16 protein-coding genes are annotated in these 19,919 nt (G+C 54.2%); 6 read left to right on the top strand and 10 right to left on the bottom strand.

The window, feature by feature from the left end:
• Positions 1-5 precede the first annotated feature (5 nt).
• From E0L35_RS12515 to E0L35_RS12490, 6 genes are all read right to left on the bottom strand, one after another.
• A complete protein-coding gene (locus E0L35_RS12515) occupies positions 6-719 on the bottom strand; it encodes an NAD-dependent deacylase (protein WP_138800455.1) in 714 nt (237 codons plus the stop codon).
• A 43-nt stretch (positions 720-762) separates the two neighbouring features.
• On the bottom strand, positions 763-2,523 hold the full coding sequence (gene aceK / locus E0L35_RS12510; protein ID WP_138800454.1) for a bifunctional isocitrate dehydrogenase kinase/phosphatase: 1,761 nt from the start codon (positions 2,521-2,523) through the stop codon (positions 763-765).
• A gap of 81 nt (positions 2,524-2,604) precedes the next feature.
• Complete coding sequence (locus E0L35_RS12505; RefSeq protein WP_138800453.1) at positions 2,605-3,099, bottom strand: CIA30 family protein; 495 nt, start codon at positions 3,097-3,099, stop codon at positions 2,605-2,607.
• Positions 3,100-3,182: 83 nt separating this feature from the next.
• A complete protein-coding gene (eat, locus tag E0L35_RS12500) occupies positions 3,183-4,622 on the bottom strand; it encodes an ethanolamine permease (protein ID WP_138800452.1) in 1,440 nt (479 codons plus the stop codon).
• Between the two features lie 115 nt (positions 4,623-4,737).
• On the bottom strand, positions 4,738-5,574 hold the full coding sequence (gene eutC / locus E0L35_RS12495) for an ethanolamine ammonia-lyase subunit EutC (protein WP_138800451.1): 837 nt from the start codon (positions 5,572-5,574) through the stop codon (positions 4,738-4,740).
• Positions 5,564-6,979 carry an ethanolamine ammonia-lyase subunit EutB gene (locus E0L35_RS12490; protein ID WP_138800450.1) on the bottom strand — a complete coding sequence of 472 codons (1,416 nt, stop codon included), beginning with the start codon at positions 6,977-6,979 and terminating at the stop codon, positions 5,564-5,566. Before E0L35_RS12490 ends, eutC begins: the two co-directional genes overlap by 11 nt.
• 227 nt (positions 6,980-7,206) lie before the next feature.
• Between E0L35_RS12490 and E0L35_RS12485 the strand changes: the two genes are divergently transcribed.
• Entirely contained in the window at positions 7,207-8,154 is a 948-nt protein-coding gene (locus tag E0L35_RS12485) for a helix-turn-helix domain-containing protein (RefSeq protein WP_138800449.1), read from the top strand.
• An 84-nt stretch (positions 8,155-8,238) separates the two neighbouring features.
• Here E0L35_RS12485 and mdoH read toward each other — a convergent pair whose 3' ends face one another.
• The 4 genes from mdoH to E0L35_RS26655 form a co-directional block, all read right to left on the bottom strand.
• Positions 8,239-10,758: a glucans biosynthesis glucosyltransferase MdoH gene (gene mdoH, locus E0L35_RS12480; protein ID WP_138800448.1), complete on the bottom strand. Its 2,520-nt coding sequence runs from the start codon at positions 10,756-10,758 to the stop codon at positions 8,239-8,241.
• Positions 10,751-12,337, bottom strand: a complete 1,587-nt coding sequence (locus tag E0L35_RS12475) for a glucan biosynthesis protein G (RefSeq protein WP_138800447.1) — start codon at positions 12,335-12,337, stop codon at positions 10,751-10,753. Before E0L35_RS12475 ends, mdoH begins: the two co-directional genes overlap by 8 nt.
• 353 nt (positions 12,338-12,690) lie before the next feature.
• On the bottom strand, positions 12,691-14,649 hold the full coding sequence (locus E0L35_RS12470) for a bifunctional diguanylate cyclase/phosphodiesterase (RefSeq protein WP_249362137.1): 1,959 nt from the start codon (positions 14,647-14,649) through the stop codon (positions 12,691-12,693).
• Positions 14,649-15,035 carry a hypothetical protein gene (locus E0L35_RS26655; protein ID WP_249362136.1) on the bottom strand — a complete coding sequence of 129 codons (387 nt, stop codon included), beginning with the start codon at positions 15,033-15,035 and terminating at the stop codon, positions 14,649-14,651. Before E0L35_RS26655 ends, E0L35_RS12470 begins: the two co-directional genes overlap by 1 nt.
• A 499-nt stretch (positions 15,036-15,534) precedes the next feature.
• Here E0L35_RS26655 and E0L35_RS12465 point away from each other — a divergent pair, with 499 nt between their 5' ends.
• The 5 genes from E0L35_RS12465 to zigA all read left to right on the top strand — a co-directional run bounded on the left by E0L35_RS12465 (position 15,535) and on the right by zigA (position 19,907).
• Positions 15,535-15,894, top strand: coding sequence for a helix-turn-helix transcriptional regulator (locus tag E0L35_RS12465; RefSeq protein WP_081742548.1), 360 nt, complete (start codon positions 15,535-15,537; stop codon positions 15,892-15,894).
• Between the two features lie 272 nt (positions 15,895-16,166).
• Complete coding sequence (locus E0L35_RS12460) at positions 16,167-16,799, top strand: methyltransferase domain-containing protein (protein ID WP_009288375.1); 633 nt, start codon at positions 16,167-16,169, stop codon at positions 16,797-16,799.
• Positions 16,800-16,896: 97 nt separating this feature from the next.
• Positions 16,897-18,270: a PepSY-associated TM helix domain-containing protein gene (locus E0L35_RS12455; RefSeq protein WP_138800446.1), complete on the top strand. Its 1,374-nt coding sequence runs from the start codon at positions 16,897-16,899 to the stop codon at positions 18,268-18,270.
• An 18-nt stretch (positions 18,271-18,288) separates the two neighbouring features.
• Positions 18,289-18,564 (top strand): TIGR03643 family protein, encoded by a 276-nt coding sequence (locus E0L35_RS12450; RefSeq protein ID WP_138800445.1) that lies wholly within the window; start codon positions 18,289-18,291, stop codon positions 18,562-18,564.
• 116 nt (positions 18,565-18,680) lie between these two features.
• Positions 18,681-19,907 (top strand): zinc metallochaperone GTPase ZigA, encoded by a 1,227-nt coding sequence (zigA, locus tag E0L35_RS12445; RefSeq protein ID WP_138800444.1) that lies wholly within the window; start codon positions 18,681-18,683, stop codon positions 19,905-19,907.
• Positions 19,908-19,919 lie beyond the last annotated feature (12 nt).

The following is a 19,919-nucleotide window of genomic DNA, read 5'->3' as shown; positions in this document are numbered from 1 at the left end:
GCGGCTCAAGACAATAACAAATTACCCTGCTGCTTCCAGCGATTCACTAGCGCCGGAACGCCCTCACCGGCGGTAGTGTTAATTGCCAACACCCCTGGCGGGCTGAGCCTATCCGCTTCCGGGTCGACCAATGCGCAGGGGGTATCGTAGTCGATGTAGGATAATAGCGATGCCGCAGGCATAACCGCCAGCGAGGTGCCCACGACCAGTAAAAAATCAGCCTGGCTAACAAGCTCACAGGCATCTTGAAACAGCGGCACCGACTCGCCAAACCAGACCACGTCGGGCCGAAGTTGGCTGCCCTTGTCGCACACGTTGCCCAGTTCGATGCCACCTTTCGGCAGCGGGTAGCGCATACGCCCATCAATTGACGAACGTGCTTTTAAAATCTCGCCGTGTAGATGTAATACATGGCGAGAGCCTGCACGCTCATGAAGGTCATCAATATTTTGGGTAATGATACTGACGCTAAAGCCACCTTGCTCCAGGGCAGCCAGTGCTTTATGGGCGGCGTTGGGCTTGGCACGACGGATCTGCTCACGGCGCTGATTATAGAAATCCAATACCTGCTGCGGATTCCGCTGCCACGCTTGGGGGGTGGCCACCTCCTCGACCGGATGATTCTCCCACAGACCATCACTAGCGCGGAAGGTTTTAATCCCGCTCTCGGCGCTGATCCCCGAGCCGGTAAATACCACCAAATGCGGGCTTGCTGCCATGCTTACCTCGTCGTTTATGTTCCACCGTACCTTAAATAGAGGCCTAATATACTAGCTGGCCGATACTGCCCGCAAAACGCTGCTTATTGCGGTAAGGGTAAACGTCGATGACACTGCCATCGATGATGGCCTGCTGCAGTTCCAGCCAGTATTCCGGATCAAATAGCTCGGGGTGCTGCGCCATGAACATATCGCGCAGCGCCTTATTAGCGAACATGAAAGGGCCAAACTCCTCTGGAAAAATATCGTTAGGGCCGATGGACAACGTATCGCCCCCTTGGAAGTCATTACCCTGGGACTTGGGTATATGCCGAAAACGACACTCGGTGAGGTAGCAGACCTCATCGTAGTCGTAGAAGATCACCCTTCCATGGCGTGTAACGCCAAAATTTTTCAGCAGCATGTCACCGGGAAAGATATTCGCCGCGGCCATTTGCTTAATGGCATTACCGTAATCCTTAAGCACCATCTCCTTCTCTGGGTCACTACACTGTTCCAGGTAGATGTTCAGCGGCGTCATCATGCGCTCGGTATAGCAGTGTTTGATAATCACCTTATCGTCTTTCAACACAACGGTTGAAGGAGCCACTTCCAATAAATGCTCCAGACACTCCGGCGCAAAATGATCCTGGCGGACAATAAAATTGGAGAACTCTTGAGTATCGGCCATGCGCCCTACCCGGTCGTGGCGCTTTACTAGCCGATACTTTTCGCGCACTACGGCGTGGGTTACGTCTTTGGCCGGATCGAATTTATCTTTAATGATTTTAAAGACGGTGCGAAAGCTAGGCATTACAAAAACCGCCATCACCATGCCGCGCACGCCTGGGGCGATAATAAACTGATCCTCGCGCTTCGCCACCTGACGATTCAGCGCCCGAAAAAACTCGGTTTTACCATGTTTGAAAAAGCCGATGGCAGCGTAGAGCTCGCCTTCCGGTTTGTGCGGCATCAGCTGCTGCAGGTAATCGACAAACTCCCTGGGTACCGCTACCTCAACCTGGAAATAGGCGCGGGTGAAGGAGAAAATAATCGACACCTCGTCGGTTTCGATCAGTACCGTATCCAGGTGTAGGCAAGGGTCGCCCCCCTGCTGCTCACCAAACCCTTCGCCATGGAGTACCGGCAGCACCAGAGGCACCTGCTCGCCGCCGCCCAGGATTCGCCCCACCAAATAGGCGCCTTTATTGCGATAAAAGACGCTATTCAGCAACTCGATTTCAGCATCACCGGCGTTCAAAATCGCCGTGGGTAAGTGCTGCTGTAAGAAGGTGGCGCCGAGATGAGTATCCTGATCTATTTCTGCAAAGCGATTTTCGAAGGGGGCATCGATAAGCGCCCATTTGAGGGCAGCCTGCCAGTCGCCATTAACCTGTTTGCGACGGCATAGGTCAATTCCCGAGCGGTGGGCGGCATCCTCCCGGGAGCTATACACAAACATCCAGTCGTTGCGGATATGGCGATGATGGAAAATAGCGCAGAACAGCGAGTTAAAGAAGGTTTCAGCGAGCTCATAATCGAGTCGGTGACTGATCAACTCAGCATAGTGGTTGCGCGCCTCGCGCCAGCACTCGCAGTGAGAAACCACTTCAGGGTCAAAGGTACGCTTTAAACGCCCCAGAGTGTCATCAATCTTTTCCTTATAAAGGTTGATACGCTCGGCGGATGCCTGCTGCGTTTCGCGCCACGCCGCGTCACGGAAACGGCGGCTGGCATCGGCAGTGATCTCTTTAAAACGCTCGCGATACTCATCGAAGCCATGCAAAATCGTCGTCGCTAAGCGGTACGCAGGTGAGTGCTTCACGGGCTGGGCTCCTGTTGATTTCCGCTAGCGTTGCCTAACGGTAAACTACATACGAGACGACCTTGGTTGGGTAGCCCATTTTTAGCGCACCAACGCAATACGTTTGAGCCGTAAGCAAAAAGGCCCCGCGGTGCGGTCAGCAATTAAAAAGCCGAGTTGGTGAATCTCGCTTGGCGTTACTGCTGGAGCGTCACTCAGTAGCGTTCCCCGCCGCACCGCTTCAAAAGCATCCCATGAGAAGTGCAGCGTCTCCCAGGCATCTTGAGAAGGCGTAAACTTCACTCGGTACGCTGAGGCATTGCCAAGGGAGGTGCTTTTCAGGCGCAACTGATAGGTACGCCCATCGCCGCGCACGGTCAGCGCTATTCCCTGGGCATCCGCCAGGGTTGGTTCAAAACCGTTGGGTTCCCGGCGAACGGAGGCAAAGCCACCGCCGTTTTCAAGTGACACCTCGCCATGAAAATATCCTTCGCCATCAGTAACGCGAAAAGCGCTCCTTGAAACGCCTCCCATTACGCCATCATCAACGGCATACCAGCGTTGCTGCTCACTGGGACGATCAAATGTCAACGTCATGATGACTCCTTATCATTAGCCAAAAAAGCCTCTTTGCCGCAGGGCAAAGAGGCTTATTCAGACTAGGCGATTAACCTCGCAAATTACAGCTTCGCTGTCGTGACCGCTGGGTCTACATCACTACCTTCCAGATCTTCAGGTGACGCGACCACCAGCGCAAACTCCTCATCGGCGGTTTTCGCTACGAGGTGATGCTTGCTGTAGAGGAAGAAGTAGGCTGCGCCAACAATGAACAGCACGATGGTGTAGTTAAAGGCGCGTGGGTCGAAGGCGTATACCCCGGTGAGCGCAACCAGGGAGAGCACCAGTGCAATCCCTGAGGTGACGACACCGCCAGGGGTTTTATACGGGCGCGGCAGGTCGGGTTGTTTTACCCGCAGTAGAATATGGCTGAGTGCCATGAGCGCATAAGAGATCGTCGCACCGACCACGGCCATGCCCAGCATCAGATCGCCTTCACCGCTCAGCGACACCAGAAAGCCAAACACGCCGGGCACGATCAGGGCAAGATAAGGCACTTTACGGCCACTGGTCAGCGACAGTGCCTTGGGGAGATACCCCGCCCGTGAGAGCGCAAACACCAACCGGCTGTAGCCATAAATAATCGAAAAGAAGGAAGCAATCAGCCCCGCCAGACCCAGCACGTTCACCACGGTTGCTAGGGTCGGATTACCCGCTGCATTCAACGCATCCACCAGCGGTACGCCGCTTTGACCGATCATCTCGGCACCCGCCGCACCGGCTAGTAGCACCACGACTAACAGCGCGGTGAAGAGCAGGAACAGCATCGCGCCGATAATGCCTTTGGGCATGTCCCGGGCAGGATCTTTAGCCTCTTCGGCCGCGAGCGGTACGCCCTCTACCGCTAGGAACAGCCACATACCAAAGGGTAGTGCCGCCCAAACGCCGTACCAACCAAAAGGCATAAAGGTGCTCGCACCTGCCGCATCGGTGGGGGCAATATCAAACAGGTTGGCGGCATCAAAATCTCCGATCAGTGCGACGGCGGTGGCCAGGATGGCAAACACTGCCAAGCCACTGATGACCATCATGACTTTTAGCGCTTCCCCCACACCCGCCAGGTGAATGCCGATAAACAATGCGTAGAAAATGAGGTAGATCAGCGGGCCATTGATACCCAGCAACGACTCTACGGCGGCACCAATGAAGATCACAATGGCCGCCGGTGCCAGGGCATACTCAATCAATACGGCCAGCCCAGTTAGATAGCCGCCAGCAGGCCCCATTGCCTGACGGGCAAAGCTGTAGCCGCCCCCAGCCGCGGGTATCGCCGCCGACATTTCGGCAAGTGACAGCACCAGTGCCAGATACATTAACGCCATCAGGCACGCGGCTATTGCAAAGCCACCCCAGCCAGCTTCAGCAATACCAAAGTTCCACCCGGCGAAATCACCGGAAATTACGTAGGAAACCCCAAGGCCCGCCAGCAACATCCAGCCAGCGGTGCCTTTGCGCAGTTGGCGTTTTGCCAGATACGCCTGATCTATCGTTGGTTGTGTCATCGTTTTGCCCTTTAAGTGTGGAACGAAATCGTCGTCAGCGGCGTGCTGTGGTTTACCAACGTTGTTCCGTTTTGTTGTGTGATCGTTGTTATAGGGTGTCGCTTGTTAGGTGACGTTAATCTGCCACCAGGAAGTTACGCGTCGAACCTGATGCGGAGTCTCCTTCTAGCACATCGTCTTCACTGCGGTCTTTCAACTTAACGCCCGACAATTTGCGCTGGCGGGCCTCTTTTAACAGCAGAAAGAAGCGTCTGGCGGCCTCCTCCACTTGCAAACCTGCCGGACGCACATTGGAAATGCAGTTGCGCCGGTCGTCCCTTAATCCAGGTTCGGGCGCCCAGGTCATGTAAAGCCCCAGGCTATCCGGCGAGCTTAGCCCCGGTCGTTCGCCGATCATGACGAGCACGGCGTCGGCATTGAGCAGGGCGCCAATTTCGTCGCCAATCGCTACCCGCCCCTGCTCCACAATGGTCAGCGGCGCTAGCTGCCAGTCGGCAGCATCGCCGCTCAGCATCTGATAAAGCGCGCCAAGAAACGGAGCACTGTTTTGCTGTACAGCCAACGCCGAAAGCCCATCGACCACAACAATCGCAAGGTCATAACGCTGCTGAGACGCGGCGGTTTTCTGGAGGTGCTCACGGGCTTCGTCGTTAAGGCGACGGCCATAGTCGGGCCGCTGCAGGTACGTGGCACGATCCTGGGCATGGCTGTGCAAGCGTAGCGGTGTCTCAGTCAAACTCAGGGTTTGGGACAGCTCGGTAGAAAGCGCTTCCACATCCAGCGGACAGTGAACCGCATCCTGTGCTTGGGCGTGAGCCAACTGAAATGCCAGCAACTTGCTGGTCGGCAGGCTGACCCCAGCGCGCCCCAGGCCAATTCGCGCGTCGGTAAAGGCATTCAGCCGCTCCCAGGGGTTCTCCACCACGATGGGGGATGATGGATCATGTGCCATGGCGCGGCTCCTTGGGGAGGTGGTACAGACTTTTGGCAAAGGCGGCCGGAAGCTGGTCATTGAGCCGGTGGGTGCTGACATCCTGGAAAATCTTCATCTCTTCGAGCCAGCGCTCGAACTCCGGCGCAGCCTTCAGCCCCAGTACCCGCCATGCATAGAGCGCATCGTGAAAGGAAGTAGTCTGGTAATTGAGCATGATGTCGTCGGAGCCGGGGATACCCATGATGAAATTGCAGCCCGCCACGCCGAGTAGCGTGAGCAGGTTATCCATATCATTCTGATCGGCTTCGGCATGATTGGTGTAGCAGACATCGCAGCCCATGGGCACGCCCAACAGCTTGCCGCAGAAGTGGTCTTCAAGGCCTGCACGGGTGATCTCCTTGCCGTCGAACAGGTACTCCGGACCGATAAAACCCACCACAGTGTTCACTAACAAAGGCTTGAACTTGCGTGCGACGGCGTAGGCGCGAGCTTCGCAGGTTTGCTGGTCGAGCCCGTGGTGAGCGTCGGCAGAGAGCGAGCTGCCCTGGCCGGTTTCGAAATACATGACGTTGCGCCCCACCGTACCGCGATTGAGCGACTGTGCCGCTGCTTCAGCTTCGGCGAGAGTACTCAAGTCAAAGCCAAAGCTGCGGTTGGTGGCCTCAGTGCCGCCGATCGACTGGAAGACCAGATCCACCGGGGCGCCCTGCTCGATCGCTTCCAGCGTATTCGTTACATGGGTAAGCACACAGGACTGGGTGGGGATTTGATACTTCTGGATCACTTCATCCATCAAGCGCATCAGCTTGACGCTCTGAGCGACGTTATCCGTCGCGGGGTTGATGCCAATCACCGCGTCGCCGCTGCCATAGAGCAGGCCATCCAGAATGCTGGCCGCAATACCGGTCACATCATCGGTGGGGTGATTTGGCTGGAGCCGCGTTGAAAGCCGCCCCGGCAGACCAATCGTATTACGAAAGGCGGTGGTGACCCGACACTTTTTGGCCACCAGAATCAAATCCTGATTGCGCATCAGCTTGCTGACGGCAGCGGCCATTTCGGGGGTAATCCCCGCTTTTACTTCTGCTAACACCTCACTGGTAGCGTGGTCGGAGAGCAGCCAGTTACGAAAATCGCCGACGGTGAGGTGACGGAGGGGAGCGAAAGCGTCGGCGTCATGGTCATCGATAATCAGCCGAGTGATTTCATCCTCTTCGTAGGGGATCAAGACCTCGTTCAAAAAGGTGGTGAGCGGGAGTTCAGCCAATACCATCTGAGCGACCACGCGCTCTTCAGCGCTCTCCGCCATTACTCCGGCCAAACGGTCGCCGGAACGGGGCGGTGTGGCTTTAGCCATTAGCTCTGCCAGGCTTGCAAAGCGATAGCTGCGGCTCCCCACCGTCGTGTGATAGGTCTGCGTCATGGGGCCTTCCTTTTTTATATTTCAATTTCTACGTATATTTCAGACACAGCGTCACGGCATGCGCGTTGAGGTATAAAACTTGCTTGTTTCTACCATAGCGCTATCACTAGAAAGGGAGTATCGAGTTTTGGCAAACCCTTCAATATTTAATAAATTCAAATAAATACAAAAAGTTAAGGCGTTAACCAGGCAGTATTGGGCGCGTATTACGTCTCGAGGAGATACCCATGACCACGCTCGACAGCGCATTTGCACCAAAAAGATGCGTCCAGGAAGCGTTTGATGCTGATGAGCACGCGCAAAACCTGACGCGTTGGCAACAGGAGTACGACCAGCTCAGTCCTGGCAGTTTCTATGGTCGCCTGGATGAAGTGGCATTAGAGACGATGCAGGTGTTTAAGGAGTACACCGGGCAAGCGCTACGCCAGGACTGTCGGGTATGGCCAAATTCGCTGTGGATTGGGATTCCCACTACTCGTCAAGGCACGCGTATCAATGGTCAAACGCTTAGCGCGGGCGAGGTGATGTGCCGCCCCGGCGGGCGGGATTTTGAACTGGTTACCCCACAGGCCTTCGATATATATGGGCTGGTGATCCAGTTGCCCGCATTGACCGCGGCGGCTAAACGGCAGGGGGTGCGCCTGGATAAACGCTGGCAAGTAAAGCCGCGTCGGCAAGCGGCTGGCGAAACGCTCAATGCGGTGTCATTTCTTATTGAACGTCTCCTCACCAGCCAGACCTTGGCGATCGCTAGCCATATTCATCAAGACATTCTGCTGATGGCGTTACTCGAACTGCTGCAGGGCGAGCAGCCTGGAGCAGAGCTGCCACCCAGTTACACTCATCGTAAGGAAGTGGTAGACCGGGTTAAACGCTATGTTGATGAGCACTTGGATGGCCCGGTGACGATGGAGGAGCTTTGTCAGCTCACTCACGTTAGCCGCCGCACCCTGCAGTACAGCTTTACCACCATCCTGGGCATCAGCCCGCTGCAGTTTTTACGCCTGACCCGGCTGAACCGCGTGCGCCGGGCGCTGCGGACGGCATCTCCGCAACAATCGGTCACGGAAATAGCCACCTACTGGGGTTTTTGGCACTTGGGACAGTTCGCCCACGACTACAAGCAGCAGTTCGGAGAGAGCCCATCGCAAACGCTCAGTGCGAAAACGTTATGAGCGAGTCAGTGAATAGCGGCAAATACAAGCCAGCCTCTCAGCCGGCCTGATTAAATGCGAGAGTAGCTAAAAAAGAGCGTCTGCCTAGTTAAAGGTTGGGAGGTGCTTGGATTCACGGCCTGGCAGACCACAGTCAAACCAACTGTGATGTGCCTTGCTGTCTTCCCAAATGTGGTAGTGCAGTTGCGACATCATCACCGGGTCATCTAGAAAATCCAAACGCTCCAGCTTACTCATTGCCGCAGGCCCCATCCTGACTCCGCGTGCAACCCGCTCGGCCCGACGTTGGCGTATTGGCTCGGCATCGGTATGCCGTGATGTGCCTAAAGCAGTAGCCAACGCATTCGGCACAGGATCTACCACCATTTGGGCAAAAGACGGCGCCGCCATTCCTGTATTCATGCGGGAAAGCAACCTCACCATGCGCCGCAGCACACGGGGCGGCTGTGTTTCTTCGGGGATCCGGAAAAGCCGCTTTTGAAAGCAGAACCACCCTAACGAGACACGGCTCGACAGTGCCGATACCGGGATAGACAGCATCAAAGCGACGACGATGGGCGAGAGCCACCACAGAAATGTAGGCTCCATAACGTAAACACCCGCTGCCCACACAACCCCTATTAGGGTTTGACTCCAATGTGCGCGGAACGCATCCCCCCACGTCGTGTCGCTATTTTCACGTGATGGTGAGCGCCATTGAACCGCCCACCCCATCAATGACGTCAGTACAAAGCGGGTGTGAAACAGCATCCTTACCGGCGCTAATAGCATCGAGAATAGCGACTCGAGAATCATACTTTCCAATACCTTAAGAGGCCCGCCAAATTGACGACTCCCCTGTATCCACACCAGCAATACGCTGAGTAGCTTAGGCAAGAACAGCAGTAACGCCGTCACACCAAACAACCCCACCGCTAAGGTTGGATTCCATTGTGGCCAAACAGGAAACAACATTCCCGGCTCAGGAAAGTAGTCGGGCGTGCTAAAGGTATGCACTGCTAAAAGCGCGGTCGAAAGCACTAAAAAAAGACACCATAGCGGCGCGGAAAGATAAGACATTAAACCGGTCAGGAAAACGGCACGGTGGACGGGGTGGATGCCTTGCGAGAAAAACAGCCGGAAGTTCATCAAATTTCCGTGGCACCAGCGTCTGTCGCGATTGAGTTCATCGAGCAGGTTAGGTGGCATTTCTTCAAAGCTGCCTTCCAATTTGTAGGCAATCCATACCCCCCAACCGGCTCGCCGCATCAGCGCCGCCTCAACAAAATCATGGGATAGTATCTCCCCAGACATCGAGCCTTTACCGGGCAGTGGCGCCAGGATGCAGTGCTGCATAAACGGGGCGAGGCGAATGATCGCGTTATGGCCCCAGTAATGCGACTCACCCAATTGCCAAAAATGGAGCCCGGCAGTAAACAGCGGTCCATACACTCGTGTCGCAAACTGTTGCATCCGAGCGTACAGATTGAGGCGCCCCGAAGCGCGTGGCGCTGTTTGGATAATGCCGACCCTGGAGTGCACCTCCATCATTTGCACCAGTCGCGTCAGGCATTTGCCGCTCATGACACTATCGGCGTCCAACACCACCATATAACGATAGAGCACCCCCCAGCGGCGGCAAAAATCGTCGAGATTACCGCTCTTGCGTTTGACTCGACGCTGTCGGCGGCGATAGAAAACCTGACCGAAAGCATCCAGATCACGACACAACACCAGCCAGGCATAGGTTTCTTGAATGGCAATATCGGGATCGGACGTATCGCTCAGAATAAAGATGTCGAAATGCCGGTCATTACCCGTACTGCGCAGGGATTCCAGGGTGGCGCGCACCCCGGCAAAGACCCTGGCAACATCCTCGTTACAGATTGGCACCAATAGTGCTGTGCGTGCCTCATCATCAATCGGCTCGTCGCCCACCTCGCTGTCAATGGCGTAGCGGTCATGGCTTCGTAATAGCTGGAAAAATCCCATCAAGGCAGTCCAAAACCCGGCGGATACCCAGGCGAATAGCAACACAAATAACGACAGGATAGCTATCTCAAGCCACTGCAGGCCCTGGCCAGGGAGGACAGTACGCATCTGATTGGCAGCGATGATACTTTGACCGAAAATCAGCACTAGCAAAACCCAGCGTCGCCTAGTGGCGACCCACTTCCAGGACGCGGAGGGTGACTCTCTTCTGCGCCGACGAAAATCACCATTTGCCCAGCGCTTGAAGCGGCGACCAATATTCACGAAAGGATTGGTCGACCACTGCTGGGGCGCCAACGGCGTTCGCTTCATCGGTGGCGCAGTTTGCAGGCGGGTAATACCGGAGGTGTCCGTAGACAGCACGTCTGGCGGCGCTAGCGGCGGCTCTGCATAGGCAAGCGCCAGGCGCCGACCTACTGACAGCGCTGCAGGATCACTATTGTCACCTCTCTGCCAATTACCATCCCCATCACTATCCTCGCTCAACGCAGCGTGTAGCGACGCCATGTCGTGCTTATCAAGATCACCGACCAGAAACTTGTAGCGCTCCTTACGATTCTGGGTCTCCAACGCCAAGCGCTCTAAATAAATATCCGTTGGCGTTGCCTGCGATGAAGACATCATTTCAGCCATTAGCAGGCAGCCTGTAGTACCAGGTTTCGGACATTTGCTTGCCATCGAGCATTAGCTTGGCCCTGATATCCAAGGGCTGGCTGCCATTATTCCGCTTCACATTGACAAATACACGCCAACCGTTGGTCGCTGGGTTATGAACAACGCGGCTAGTCGCCAATTCTCCATTATCGCCCACGCTTGCCTCAACGGTCATATTTGCATCGCTGCCGATACCGGAAAGCGAGGGCCCGATAAAATCGAGGACAAAAGCGAGTGTCCCGTCGGGCTCGCGCACTAGGTTATCGCGCATCACCTCTCCCCGTGAGCGACGTGTTTCTTCAACCCAGGCAAGCTGAGGATCAAGGTGGCGGCTTTCATTGGTTGTGAACGTAATACGGTAATCGAATGCCAGCGGTGTTCCCGGCTCATGGGGTTCATCAGACAGCCACATCGAGACGATATTATCGTTGGTCTCGTTGTCAGTCGGAATCTGAATCAGCTCAACGCTACCCGCCCCCCATTCGTTTTGTGGCTCGACCCAGGCGCTTGGGCGCAGATCATAACGTGCAGCAATATCCTGATAATCGCTAAAATTGTGGCCACGCTGCATCAAGCCATAACCGCGTAACTGAGGTGTTGCATGCCTATTCATCATCAATCTGGCCGGATTGGCTAGCGGGCGCCACAGCCAGCCATTCTGCGCATCATTGATCAAAAGGCCATTAGAATCATGGATTGCCGGGATATAGTGTTGTGTCGAAGAGGGCTGCTCTGGGCCGTAAAGATACATGCTGGTGAGTGGAGCTATCCCTAGTTTCTCGACAGCCCGACGCAAATATAACCGCGACTGTACGTCGACTATAGTGTCTTCTCCGGGACGCAGCACGAAGCGGTATGCACCGGTCACGCTAGGTGAGTCAAGCAGTGCGAAAATAGTCAAGTACTGGCTTTCCGGGCCAGGTTCGACGATCCATATTTCCTTGAAGCGAGGGAACTCCTCGCCCGAAGGTAGCCCTGTATCAACGGCAAGTCCTCGCCCGGAAAGCCCATAAACCTGCCCTTCGCCAATAGCGCGAAAATAGCTAGCCCCCAGAAAGACCATCACCTCATCTTTGCGATCACCTTCATTGAGTGCATGGTTGATCCTGACCCCGGCAATACCAATGCCACCGCTATTCTTCACTTCGTCGGAGATGCCTAAATCACCGTAGGTAAAATCATCCGGATTATAGGCAAAGCCATGTACCCCCCCCTCCTGATCAACGCTGTTTAATTGGATGGCACTGTCATAATGCATACCCTCATGGATAAAGCTCAGGGTGAACGGTGCGCCTTTACCGCTCCACACATCGCGATCTCGCTTGAACTGTATTTGCGAATACTCCATATAGCTGAGTTCGCGCAGCTCATCAGGCAAAGATGTTTCCGGGGCTCGGTAGCCCTGCTGGGCTAGTTCCTCTGCTTTTCTAGCGACATCATCGAAGCCAAATGCAAAAGCCTCAAGAGGGATGCTTCCAACCAGCAGGCCACCCAGAACGGCGACTGAAAAAAAACCTTTGCAGCTTGAAAATTTACTTAACCGGGTCGATCCACTCATTTAGCGTCATGCTCCTGTACAATCCTTTGACTAAATTCAAATTCGCTTACTTGCCGAATCGACATACGAAAGAGTCCATTCGATCAGCTAAATGCGTCCTTTTGATTTTCTCACCATCCTAAAGCGCACCTCGAGCGTATGTGAAGATGAGGTTACGTTTTAGGTATAGCATGAGTCTAGACTACTTGGCACCCCGACTAACCGGGCTTTTTGAAAGGGTTGAGGCTAAAATTAGAATGGGCTCGATTCGTTGAACCGGGAGAACAGGCGCTACCTTAAGCTTATTGTCTATTATAGATAGCAGTTTGGTGGGCGCCCTTCAAAAACGCTCAATGCAAAAACGACCTACTCACCTAGCGCAGCCAGCGTTGGGCAAACTCTTTAGCTGCCAATGGCCGATCAAAGTAGTAGCCTTGGCCCTGGGCACAGCCCATTGCAAGCAATGCGTTAATCTGGTTTTGGTTCTCAATCCCTTCCGCAATGGTTTCAAGGCCCAGCGTGTTTGCCATGGCAATGATCGTTGCCACAATGACACGGTCGTTGTCGCTGGTGAGCATATCGCGGACGAAGGAGATATCGATTTTAATTTTATCGGCGGCGAAGCGCTTTAGGTAGGCAAGCGACGAATACCCGGTGCCAAAGTCATCAATGGAAAGCCCTAACCCTTTGCTCTTTAACACTTCGGTCATAGCAATCGCTTTTTCAGGATTCTCCATGATACCGCTTTCGGTAATTTCCAGGCTAAGTTGTGACGCCTCAACGCCAAAGTCGACACAGCAACCGAGCAGGCCAGTCACCAAATCATCCTCTTCAAACTGCTGGGCGGCAATATTAATCGCTAACTGGCCAGGCATAGAGCGCCCCTGCTCTCGCCATGCGGCAAGTTGCCTGCAGGCTTCCTCTATCACCCAACTGCCGAGCGCGACAATCATGCCGCGCTCCTCGGCAATAGGAATAAATTTACCCGGTGAAACGTCACCCAGTTCCTCATCGTGCCACCGACACAGCGCCTCAGCGCCAATTAACTGGCCGGTGTGCAAATCTACCTGGGGCTGAAAGTGCAGGCTCAGCTGTTTTTCGGCAATGGCGGACGCCAGGCGTTTGGCGATATGCAACTGTTCAGCCACAACGCGCCCCATCCAGGGTTCAAATACACATACGGGAAGCTTTTGCCGCTTGGCTTGATGCATGGCAATGTCGGCGTGTTTCAACAGCTCTAATGGCATTGCCGCATGCTGAGGATATAGCGCCAGACCGATTCCCACAGAAAGCTCAAAGGAGTGTTGCTCAACAATAAACGGTTGCGCGATGCTGTCGCACAATTGCTGAGCTGTGGCTAACGCGCTGCTTGCCTCAACACCAGGGCAAACCACCACAAACTCATCACCAGCTAAGCGTGCTAAATACTGTCCCTCCGTCAACGAAGCTGCAAAGCGCTCGGCCACGGCCTTTAGGACTAAATCGCCCAGGTCATGCCCAGCGGTATCATTGATCTCTTTGAAATGATTAAGATCCAGTAGCAATAGCGCCAATTCAGTGGTCTGCGTATCGGCGACCACTCGCTCTAAGTGGCGCATAAAGGCAGCACGGTTGGGCAATTGAGTCCCCGAATCAGAAAAAGCCAATTGGCGAATGCGTACTTCGTCTTGTTGGCGTTCAAGCTCTGAAGCGGCCCGCGCAGCAAATATCTGCAAGACATTGCGCACAACATCCACATCGTCCAGCGGCTTCTTAAACATGACGCCAATAAGCCCCATCGGCTGACCATGGCTATCATCCAGCCGCCGCCCAACATAGCCGTTTACCCACGAAAGCGCCCCGTTGGTTTCAGCAGGCAGCCTAATGGCGGCGCCCTCGTGAACGATACACTCTTGCTCCACCATTACCTTATGGCAAGGAACGCCGGGAAGATAATAAGCAAAATTATCCTGGCACTGACCATTTACATACAGCGTTAAGGTATGCGCGATATCGGAATCCTGCTCGTCCAGTAGCGCTATAAACCCCACTTCAGCGGATAACGCTTCGGCCATATGGGCGGTTAGCCGGCGCAGAAACGCTTCGCCATTCTCAGCTGAGACCGCAGTTGCCAAGCTAACAACGGCGTGTTGAAAGCGTTGCTGCTCATTAATGGTGTTGATCAGGGCGGTGTTGTGTCGACCAATGCGCTGCAACGCCTGCTGTTTATATAACAGACGTTCGCGCGTTTGGCTTTCTGCTAACTGACGCGCCAACTCTGCGCCAGCCAACGCCGCAGAGATACGTAACACTTCATCGGCATAAGAAGGAAGCTCCAGGACGGATGAGTGCATTAGCGCAATAGCCCCCAAAAAGCCGCCACCAGGCGCTGCGATGGAGATACCCAAATACCCCTAACGCTCAGGGAGTCCAGCCGCTGATCATCCGGGAACTGCTGACGAGCAGAAGCAGGCACAAACAACCGTGAGTGTTCCGCGACCTGTTGGCATGGCGTGCTTTGTAGTGAATACGGAGCTGTCTCAATGAACTCACCCTGAGACCACGCTGCCAATGTGCTCACAGTGCCCTGGCGGCTATCGACATATTCAACAACGGCATGATCAACGCCAAGGATACCCGTCAGGGATCGCACAAGGTGTTGAAAAAAGCCCTCTTCACTGACGCAGGTCAACTTATCCGCCAACTGTCGAAAAATCTCTGGTGCAGAAGTAGGGAGCATGTTATTAAGCGCCTTCGGATTTACACATCAAGCTTCTCTCCCGCTCTTGCTGAACAGTATTTAAAAAAAACGCACCGATCCGCCGCATAAACGCCATTCGGTAACCGATCAACGACTAAAGTTTATAAACGCCTAAAGCTTACAAAAGAAAAACCACCCAACATTCAACACCTCACAATCTTCTTTCATAAGATTTTAAACAACCTTCAAACAACCAAAGCAACTTGAACATTAACACTGAAAGCATATTGATAACTTACACTACTAAAGCTGCCCTCAGTTATATGCTTTATAGCTTCGGGCATTTCCACCTATCACACCTATGCTTTTTATTTTTTTTTGGCTACCCAATTAAATCATTACCCCTTAATTACACATTTCACGGCGTAACCAAACGAAACAAAAAGTAACTACAGGCATCCAAATCAACCTTAGAAGATGATATTCAACCTAAACAGTCCTTCATGTCAATAGGTCGTTCCTCAACCATCTAGGTCTAATGGAGGACATTGTGAATAAAACAGAACAGAAACGGCTTGCAGGCAGTATCGGCCGGGCAATTGCCAAACAGCGGGTTCGCAGTCAATTGACCCAAGAGGAAGTTGCTGAGCGCCTAGGTGTTGGTAACGAAGCCGTTTCGCGCATCGAGCGCGGGCGGGTGATCCCCAACATTGTGCGCTTAATAGAGCTTGCTGAAATTTTCAACTGCGAGGCAGCTGAGTTATTTGGGCAAGCCAGTTTTCATATCGATGATCAGTCAAGCAGAATGAAACAGCTTTTAGAGCCTTTAAATCAAAATGATCGACAGCTAGTTATCGATATTGTTGAAAGCTTAACTACACGCCTACAAAAAGGGTAATCAAACACAATGACAAAATCTTATCTCTACAACTTTAAGACCAATCAAAAATTACTACAAAAAATCAACCAAAGGATCACTATAATGTTTGCTATTTCATAAACCCCACACAATAAATTTGATAAGGTGATAATATTAGCCATATAAAATAAATCATCCAACATGAGCACGCTTTATTGGTTGAATGATTGCTTTCATGCTATAGGTAGTCTGATGTAAATAGTCGACACCCGGCATTCAGCAATCGCAGCGTTGAGCTGCAAAGGGGCGTTATGTTCAACACCACCGCGTGGAATCGCCTTCGCTACACCGTTTACGCACCTTTCTACGATGCGGTCGCCGCCCGTGCGTTTCGTAGGCCACGGCGTATTGCGCTTGGACAAGTAGATTGGGAGCCTGGTATGCGGGTGCTGCTGGTAGGGGCTGGCACAGGGTTAGACCTGCCTTTTCTGCCTCATGACATCGAATTGCACGCCACCGATATCGCTCCGGCCATGGTGAAGCGCACGGCAAAAAGAGCCGAGGAGCTTCGCCACGATGTGGAATGTAGTGTGATGGATGCCGAGGCGCTCAACTACCCCGATGAGCACTTTGAGGCCGTCATCATGCATCTGATTATTGCGGTAATGCCTGATCCACAGCGAGGGCTTGCCGAAGCGTACCGCGTGTTAAAACCCGGTGGGCAGCTGTGCGTAATGGATAAGTTCCAGCCAGACGGTCAATCTGTGGGCGCGGGCCGACGTCTTCTGAATGGAGTCACATCGGCACTTGCCACCGACATTACACGCCAAGCACAGCCACTGCTCAGCGAAGCTGGGTTTCAGATTCACCACGACGAACCGGTGCTAATGAATGGTCTGTTCCGTGCACTCCTGGCCGTCAAGCCCGCTCCGTCTAGCCGCTAAGCGTGTGACTTTTTACCGCTACGCACAGGCTAGCGATTGCTAATCAAACTATCTAAGCTGTCTGGCTAATTTACCGATACCACTCGGATTCAAGCCAATGACAGTCCACTCCTCTAACCGCACCGGCAAGCTGCTTTTTGCCCTGCTTAGCCGCTTACACCTATATATTGGCCTCTTCGTCGGCCCTTTTATTCTTATCGCGGCACTGTCTGGTATCGCTTACTTGCTTAGCCCACCACTTGAAGAGTGGCTCTACCATGACACCCTGTATGGCGCTACTCAGGGCGAGCCTCATTCACTTGCCGAACAGATCACTACGGCCCAGCAATACCTGGGCGAACCAACCCTGCCCAGCGCGGTGCGCCCTGCACCGGCGTTAGGCGACACCACCCGACTCATGTTTAGCGAGCCAGGGCTGGGGCCTTCTGAACATCGGGCGCTGTTTGTCGACCCCATTACCCTGAAAGTCACCGGTGATACGACGGTTTATGGTACCAGCGGTATTTTACCGCTGCGCACCGCGATCGATCATTTTCACCGCCAGCTGTTAATGGGCGAGATGGGGCGTCTCTATAGTGAGCTGGCTGCCTCATGGCTTTGGCTTGCCGCGCTGGGTGGCATAACGCTGTGGATTCGCCAACGCCGCACACTGAAAGCACTGTCAGGCGCCCACACCACACGCCAGCGCCACGCAACACTTGGCGTAGTGCTTTCCTTCGGGCTGCTGTTCTTTTCGGCAACGGGGCTCACTTGGTCACAGTGGGCAGGGAGCAATATTGCGGAACTTCGTCATGCCTGGGGCTGGGGCACGCCAAGTGCCTCAACGGCACTGATCGATACCGATAGCCAGGTAGCCGATGAACATGCTGAGCATCACGGCCATATGGCAATGGTGGCCACGTCTATCACGTTAGAGGACTTTGACCAGGCGCTGAGCGCTGCTCGTAAGGCGGGGCTTAGCGCAGCGCGCATCCAACTAACGCCTCCGAGCAGTTCCCAGGAGGCATGGCGGGTAGCGGAAATTGATCGCCAGTGGCCTACGCAGGTAGACCAGGTGGCACTGCATCCGCAAAGCATGGCTGTGACCGATCAAACCGACTTTACCACCTTCCCACTAGCCGCCAAGCTCACCCGCTGGGGGATTGATCTGCATATGGGCGTACTGTTTGGTATCGCGAATCAAATAGTGCTGGCGTTGATCGCCGCGGGGCTTGTGACGCTGATGGTATGGGGTTACGTAATGGCGTGGCGGCGGCTACGCACGGCGAGTGGTCAGCGCTTCCCAACGGTGACTGAACCCTGGCTAATGCTTCCGCTTACGACCCAACTCGGCGTGCTGTTCGTCGCTATCACGCTTGGCGTAGCTCTGCCCGTACTGGGTGTAAGCCTGGCGATTTTCATCGTGATTGATGCGCTGCGCTGGTCTATTAAAAAGCGCTACACTGCCCGCAGACTTAATACCCACCAATAACATACCTTGAGGTGAACGATGCCAAAAGCCCCCGTTAAGCGCTTTCGCCGCTTACCCGATGACGAACAGTCACGCGTTATAGAAATGGCCTGGGAAGACCGCACGCCGTTTGAAGCGATCGAAACGCTGTTTGGGCTTGCCGAGCCCGATGTGATTGAGGTGATGCGCCACCAGCTTAAACCCGCCTCGTTTCGTTTATGGCGCACACGTGTCACCGGCCGCGCCACCAAACACCAAGCTCTGCGCTCGCCGGATGTTCTACGTGGATATTGCCCAACGCAATATAAGCGCTGAAATCCACTAGGCTTTGTACGAAAACTGACTCGACCTCCTCTGAAACAAATCTTCCTCTAAGCATCTAAATTGTTATATTATCACATAACATAAACCCATTTAGAGGTGCCCTAGCAATGACCGCATTTTCTCCCCTGCCCGTGACGGTGCTCTCGGGCTTTCTAGGTGCCGGTAAAACCACCGTGCTTAATCATATTCTCGCCAACCGTGAAGGCCGCCGCGTCGCGGTCATTGTGAACGATATGAGCGAGGTAAATATCGACGGTGCACTGGTGCGCGGTGGCCCTGGTGAGTCGACGCTGGATGGTAATGTTGCTCTGAACCGCTCTGAAGAGCGTTTAGTAGAGATGAGCAATGGCTGCATCTGCTGCACCCTGCGCGAAGACCTGCTGGAAGAAGTCAGCCAGTTGGCCCGGGAAGGCAAGTTCGATTACCTGGTCATTGAGTCCACCGGGATTTCCGAACCGCTGCCCGTGGCGGAAACCTTCACTTTTGCAGATGAAAGCGGCCAGAGCCTCTCCCACGTCGCCCGGCTGGATACGCTGGTCACCGTCGTTGATGGCGCCAACTTTCTTGAACAGTACCGCGAAGCGCAAAGCCTCACCGAAGCGGGCGAAAGCTTAGGCGAGGATGACGAGCGCAATGTCGCTGACTTGCTGGTCGATCAAATCGAGTTTTGCAATGTGCTGCTGATCAGCAAAACTGACCTGATCAATGAGAAAGAGTTGGAGGCGCTGAAGGCTATCCTGCACTCGCTGAACCCCGACGCGGAACTGGTGCCGATCACTCAAGGCGGCGTGCCGCTCGATAAAGTACTGGATACCGGCAAGTTCAATTTCGAGCGTGCCCAGTTGGCACCGGGCTTGCTAAAAGAGATGCGCGGCGAGCATGTGCCAGAGACCGAAGAGTACGGTATTGGCAGCTTTGCCTATCACGCCCGCCGCCCCTTCCATCCACAGAAATTTCATGACCTGCTCAACCAGGAGTGGTTTGGTAAGGGCCTGCTGCGCTCGAAAGGCTTCTTCTGGCTCGCCACTCGCCCCCAATCCGCCGGTCAATGGAGCCAGGCAGGCGGCATCGCCCACCACGGCCCAGCCGGGATATTCTGGAAGGCGATTCCCGAAGAGCGTTGGCCAACGGATCCCGAAACGCGTCAGTTTATTATGGAAAAGTGGCAGGAGCCGTTTGGCGATATGCGCCAGGAGCTGGTCTTTATCGGTCAGAACCTGGAACAAGATAAAATGCGTGAAGCGCTGGATGGCTGCCTGATAAGCGAAGCGGAACTACTGCAAGGCATGAACGCGTGGAAGAAACTGCCCGATCCATTCCCGTCCTGGGAATAAGTAAGAGCTAAT

It is taken from the genome of Halomonas sp. ATBC28 (assembly GCF_005937175.1).
Classification (GTDB): domain Bacteria; phylum Pseudomonadota; class Gammaproteobacteria; order Pseudomonadales; family Halomonadaceae; genus Vreelandella; species Vreelandella titanicae.
Note: the sequence above shows the minus strand (reverse complement) of the source record. Positions and strands in the feature narration are given on the sequence as shown.